Annotated in this window: 3 protein-coding genes and 1 pseudogene; 3 read left to right on the forward strand and 1 reads right to left on the reverse strand. The window is 60.0% G+C overall.

Features of this window, described 5'->3' with window-relative positions:
• Positions 1–584, reverse strand: a pseudogene (locus tag GGR30_RS23165) (glycoside hydrolase family 88 protein); the annotation flags it as partial.
• 292 nt (positions 585–876) lie between these two features.
• Here GGR30_RS23165 and dctP point away from each other — a divergent pair.
• The 3 genes from dctP to GGR30_RS23180 all read left to right on the forward strand — a co-directional run.
• On the forward strand, positions 877–1,866 hold the full coding sequence (dctP, locus tag GGR30_RS23170) for a TRAP transporter substrate-binding protein DctP (RefSeq protein WP_183491641.1): 990 nt from the start codon (positions 877–879) through the stop codon (positions 1,864–1,866).
• Between the two features lie 95 nt (positions 1,867–1,961).
• Complete coding sequence (locus tag GGR30_RS23175; RefSeq protein ID WP_210288157.1) at positions 1,962–3,890, forward strand: TRAP transporter large permease; 1,929 nt, start codon at positions 1,962–1,964, stop codon at positions 3,888–3,890.
• A 63-nt stretch (positions 3,891–3,953) separates the two neighbouring features.
• Positions 3,954–5,539: DUF2264 domain-containing protein (locus GGR30_RS23180; protein ID WP_183491644.1), on the forward strand; the 1,586-nt coding region annotated here is incomplete at its 3' end.

Consider the following 5,539-nt stretch of genomic DNA (forward strand, 5'->3'; position numbering starts at 1 on the left):
TCGCGATAGTCCTCAATGGCCGTCTCGCGGTGCGCCCAGTAGAGCAGCGCGAGGTTCTGCATCGTATCCGCAATCATCCTGCCATTGGCGAAGGCTGCCTTTTCCCGGTCATGCGTGCCCTGCGGGCTCCAGGCCTGGATATAGCCGCCTTCGGGTCTGAATCGCGCCAGCAGGGCGTCGGCGGCTGCAAGGCCCATCGCGCGGGCCGACCTGTCGCCTGTCATCAGCCACTCGGCGACGGAGGAGAGCGAAAACTGGAAGCCCAGGTCATGGTCTCGCAGCCGGCGGTCGCGAAGGACCTGTTCAAATTCGGGCCTTCTTGCCTTGGCCGCATTCTTGAAGGCGTTGCTGCCGGTCAGTTGATAGGCAAGCCAGAGCTGTCCTGTCTGAAAACCCATCACCCAATCAGCGCCGTTGCAGTAGATCCAGCGGTTATCGGCATTGCCGATCTTGGGGTTGCGCAGTCCGACGGCCGGCATTTGCTGGCGAAGCCGCTCGATGCAGCGTGTCAGGGCCGCCTGATGCGCCTCGTGCGTAGGCACATCGGATTCCATTGCGAAATACGAGTCGGCGATACGGTTCATGGGGTGTATTCCTCTTGACGAAATCGGTTACGGTAATTTCGTTAAATTTCGTAATTTCGTCAATAGAGAAAATTATTGTTGACCTTTCGTGTCAGTTGGCAGTACCACTATGCCTGTTCACGTTGTTCGAGATCGTCACAGCGGCGTGAATGCGGAGGACGAAATGAGTTTTCGGCTGGTTATGGAGGCCGGCCGGCAGGCCCCGCAAATCAGGGGGCGTATCCGCCTTGAAGGGCGGTCTGGTCAGGTTCTCCCCGGTCTTTGCCATGACGATCAGCTTAGGGAAGGAAAAATGAAAGTTTCGCGCAAAATTCTGGGGCTGGCCTGCGTTCTCGCCGCTTTCGCGACAGGCGCCGAGGCCAAGACCTACAAACTCGCGCACAATGTTCAGCCCGACAGCACGGCGGGGTATATGCTCTCCGAATTCGCCGAGCGGGTCGAGGAAGGAACCGATGGCCGGGTCAAGATCAAGATCTTCGCCAACGGCGTGCTCGGCGACCAGCTCGACTATTTCTCGCAGATCCAGAAGGGCGTCATTGATCTCGGTCTCGTCAACAGCGCGGCGCTCGAAAATGTCATCCCGGCCTATGGCGTCGTCAATCTGCCCTATATCTTCCGGACCTCGGAGGAGTACGGCGCGGTGATGGCCGATCCCGGCGTGAAGGCGGCGCTTTTCGATGAGGCCGGCAAGCACAGTTTCGTGCCCCTCGGCTTTCTCTCATCGGGTTTCCGATCGATCTACACGACCTCACCGGTCGCAAGCGTCGACGATCTTCAGGGCAAGAAGCTCCGCACGATGAGCTCCGAGACCTACATCGAAATGCTGGATCGCTTCGGCACAGTTCCGACGCCGCTCTCCTTCGGCGAGCTCTATTCCGGCCTGCAGCAGGGTGTTGTCGACGGCGCTGAAGGCGGGCTTGCGGGCCTCTGGTCGGCGAAGTTTGGCGAGGTCGCGAAATACGCGCTTGAAACCGAACAGACCCGTCTCACCGATTTCGTTGTCGCCAGCCAGAAATTCGAGGACAGCCTGTCTGCGGAAGACCTGGAAGTCGTGAATTCCGTCTTCGCCGACATCTCGGCCCGGTCGATTGAAATTGCCGACCGCAGCGAGGCCGAGGATCTGCAGAAGGCTGTCGACCAGCTTGGCGTCGAAGTCATCCAGATTGACAAGGAGCCGCTGATGAAGTCGGTCGAGCCGATGTATGCGGAAGCGGCCGAGGACCCCGGCAAGGCCGCTTTGCTGGAAGCCATCTTCGCGATCGAAGGCCGTGAACTCAACTAGATAATTGCGGGCGGCTCCACCGGAGCCGCCCGTTGACATTTTCAGGGTGCCGACCGGGCGCGATCTGCCGAGCCGCCCTATCCGGGACGAGATCCATGACCAAGCAATCAGAACCTGCATTCGATGAAATCCTGCGCGAAGAGGGCCTGTTCTCGCGCGCCTACAACTGGCTGACGCATACACTCGGCGTCGTTCTTGCCTTGCTTTTGGCAATGATGTCCGTACTGATTTCCTACCAGGTGATTTCCCGTTACTTTTTCAACGCGCCGAGCAGCCTGACGGAAGAGCTGTTGCGCTACTCGCTGATATGGCTCGGCATTCTTGGCTCAGCCTACTGCTTCATGCTGAACAAGCATCTCAACCTTCCGCTTCTGATCGATGCGCTTGACCCACGCTCTGCCGGCAGGCTCAATGCCTTCAATGCTGCGCTGACCTTCCTGTTCGGGGCGCTTCTGGCATGGGGCGGCTACCACTCGATGATCGGCAACGCGCTGACGCTCACGCCGATGCTTCATGTTGCCGTGGGCACGCTGCAAAGCGTGCTGCTGATCGCCGGCCTGCTCATCTGTCTGTCGCAGTTCGTCGTGTTGGCCATGCTGGTCCGCTCCCGGCAGACGCGTGTGATGGATGTCATGTTTGTCATCGCCATGATCACGGCGTTCATCGTGCTCGCCAGCGTCTTCCGGGGAACCGAAACCTATATGGGCTGGGTCGACAATCACCTCGAACTGTTCTCGATCCTCATCTTGTTCGGCACGCTGTTTGCGCTTCTGGTTCTGGGCACATCGATCGCCGTTGGCCTGGCGTTTTCAGGGATCCTCACGCTCAGCCTGCAGGTCGATACCGCGCAGCTTTTCTCAACCATGGGCGAAAAACTGTTCAATGGTCTCGACAGTTTCGGCTTTCTGGCGCTGCCCTTCTTCGTGCTTGCCGGCAACATCATGAACCAGGCTGGCATCGCCCGCCGTCTCATCGATTTCGCCATGCTGCTTGGCCGGCGCATTCCCGGCAGTCTGTGGCAGACCAATGCGCTTGCCAACATGCTGTTCGGCTCGCTCTCCGGCTCCGGCATCGCCGCCGCGACCGCCATTGGCGGCATCGTCACGCCGATTGCGCGCGAGGAAAAATACGACATGCCGATCACCACGGCGGTGAATGCGGCATCGGCTCCATGCGGCATGCTGATCCCGCCATCGGGCGCGCTGATCGTCTATTCGCTGATCACCGGCGGCAGCGCTTCCATCGTTGCCCTGTTTCTGGCGGGCTACGTGCCGGGCATCATCATGGGCGCTGCGGTCATGGCGGTCGCCTATGTCTACGCCAGGAAGCGGAAATATGCGACCGACAAGAGCCCTTATCTGATGAGCGAGGTGACCCGCAATTTCCTGCGGGCCGCACCCAGCCTCATGCTTGTCGTCGTGGTCATCGGCGGCATCGTCATGGGGGTCTTTACCGCAACGGAAGGCTCCGGCATTGCAGTTCTCTACAGCTTCATCCTGGCGCTTTTCTATCGCAGCCTGACGCCAAGGACGCTGCTCAAGGTTCTGATCGAAACGGCCGCTGCGACCGGCATCATACTCTTCCTGATCGCCTGCTCGAACCTGATGAGCTGGAGCATGACCTTTGCTTCGATCCCCGACACGATCGGCGAGATGCTGACCAGTCTCAGCGACAACAAATATGTCATCCTGCTTCTGATCAATGTCGCGCTGCTGATTGTCGGCGTGTTCATGGACATGGCGCCCGCGCAACTGATCTTCACCCCGATCTTCTATCCCGTCGTGACCGCCATGGGCGTCGATCCGGTCCATTTCGGCGTGCTGATGGTCTATAACCTGTCGATGGGCGTGGTCACGCCTCCGGTCGGGACCGTGCTGTTCGTGTCCTGCAGCGTGTCCGGCGAAAAGATCACCAAGGTCGTGGGACCGCTTCTGCCGATCTTCCTGGTTCAGATCCTCGGTTTGTTGCTGATCACCTTCGTGCCGGCCCTGTCGCTGACTTTGCCGCGCCTGTTCGGTGTATGACCAAAACGATCCGAGCGGGCCGCGAGCCCGCCTTTCCCATCTTTTGCATTCCGGTGATCCGTCATGTCTCTTCTTCTCGAAGGCTTTTCCGACAACCCCATGACAAGCCGCGCCGATTTTCAGCGCGCGGCCGAAGCGCTTGTCGCGCCGCTCCTGCCGCATCTTGAGGCCGGTGGCGCCGCCATCGATCTTGGAGAAGGCGCAGCCAAATTCGATATGCGGGCGGCTTCGCTTGAAGGCGCGGCGCGGCCGTTCTGGGGGCTGGTTCCTCATGGGCTGGGGGGTGGCGCGTTCAGCCACTGGCAGACCTTTCGCGATGCGCTTGCAGAAGGCACCGACCCCGAACATCCCCGCTACTGGGGAGCGGTTGGAGACATGGACCAGCGCTCGGTCGAGATGGCGGCGATCGGCTTTCTGCTGGCGGCGCTTCCCTCCGAGGGTTGGGAACCGCTCGAACCTCGCGTCAAGAGCAATCTGGCCATCTGGCTCGCCGGTATTCAAAAGCGCGTTCTGGCTGCCAATAACTGGCAGTTCTTCACGGTTCTTGTCCAGGAGGGGCTGCGCAGGGTTGGTCGCGGCGATCTCGTCGATGAGGCGGTCCAGCGTCGCAATCTCGGCCAGCTTTCCAGTTGGTACCGGGCCGACGGCTGGTATGGCGATGGCGGTTCCGGCGCGATCGACCATTATGGCGGCTTCGCCATGCATTTCTACGGGTTGCTCTACGCCTGGCTGAAGGGCGACGAGAGAGATGAATTTTCAGAGCTCTTCCGCGCCCGGGCCCGCCTCTTCGCCGAACCCTTCGCGCATTGGTTTGCCGAAAATGGCGAGGCGATGATCGAGGGCCGTTCGCTGACCTATCGTTTCGCCACCGCAGGCTTCTGGGGCATGCTGGCGCTCAGTGGCGAACGGCCGCTCTCAGTTGGCCAGATAAAGGGGCTTTGGGCCCGGCAATTGCGGCTCTGGCGCAAACGCCCGATCTTCCGCCCGGACGGCGTGCTGTCGCGCGGCTATGCCTATCCGAACCTTGCCGTCTGCGAGGAGTATAATTCACCCACATCGCCATATTGGGCGCTCAAGGCCTTCATGCCGCTGGCAATGCCGGAGGAGTCGGATTTCTGGCAGGCGGAAGAAGAACCGCTTGATGCGCCGCGCGACATCTATCCCATGCCGGGATGCGACACGCTTGTTCAGCGCACCGGCGGTCACGCCATCGCCCATTTTGCCGCGCCCATCCACCAATGGCTGCAGATCGACAAATACAACAAGTTTGCCTATTCGACGCTGAGCGGCTTTGACGTCGGTGCGCTCCAATACGCCAACATGAACCACTTCGGCGACAATATTCTGGCTTTCAGTTTCGATGGCGGCGCCAATTGGCAGATGCGACAGGAAAACCTCTCGGTTTCCCTTGAGGGCGAAACGCTTTCCGTGCGCTGGAGAAGCGGATTGCTGGAGGTCGAAACGACAATCACGATCACCGGCGATGGACGGTTTACCCGCGAGCACAGCTTCGTTCTGGACAGGCCAGCCATTCTCGTCGAGACAGGATTTGCCGTAAACCAGTGGTATCAGGAGGCCGAAAGGCTGGACCGAGACACCGAAATGGCGCTGGTGTTGAAGGGCGAAAACGCAGTCTCGGCGATTTCAGC

The organism is Martelella radicis (assembly GCF_014196625.1).
In the GTDB taxonomy this organism is placed as follows: domain Bacteria; phylum Pseudomonadota; class Alphaproteobacteria; order Rhizobiales; family Rhizobiaceae; genus Martelella; species Martelella radicis.

Coding starts and splice junctions, on each gene's coding strand:
- dctP (WP_183491641.1), top strand. CDS start 877: ATGAAAGTTTCGCGCAAAATTCTGGGGCTGGCCTGCGTTCTCGCCGCT.
- GGR30_RS23175 (WP_210288157.1), top strand. CDS start 1,962: ATGACCAAGCAATCAGAACCTGCATTCGATGAAATCCTGCGCGAAGAG.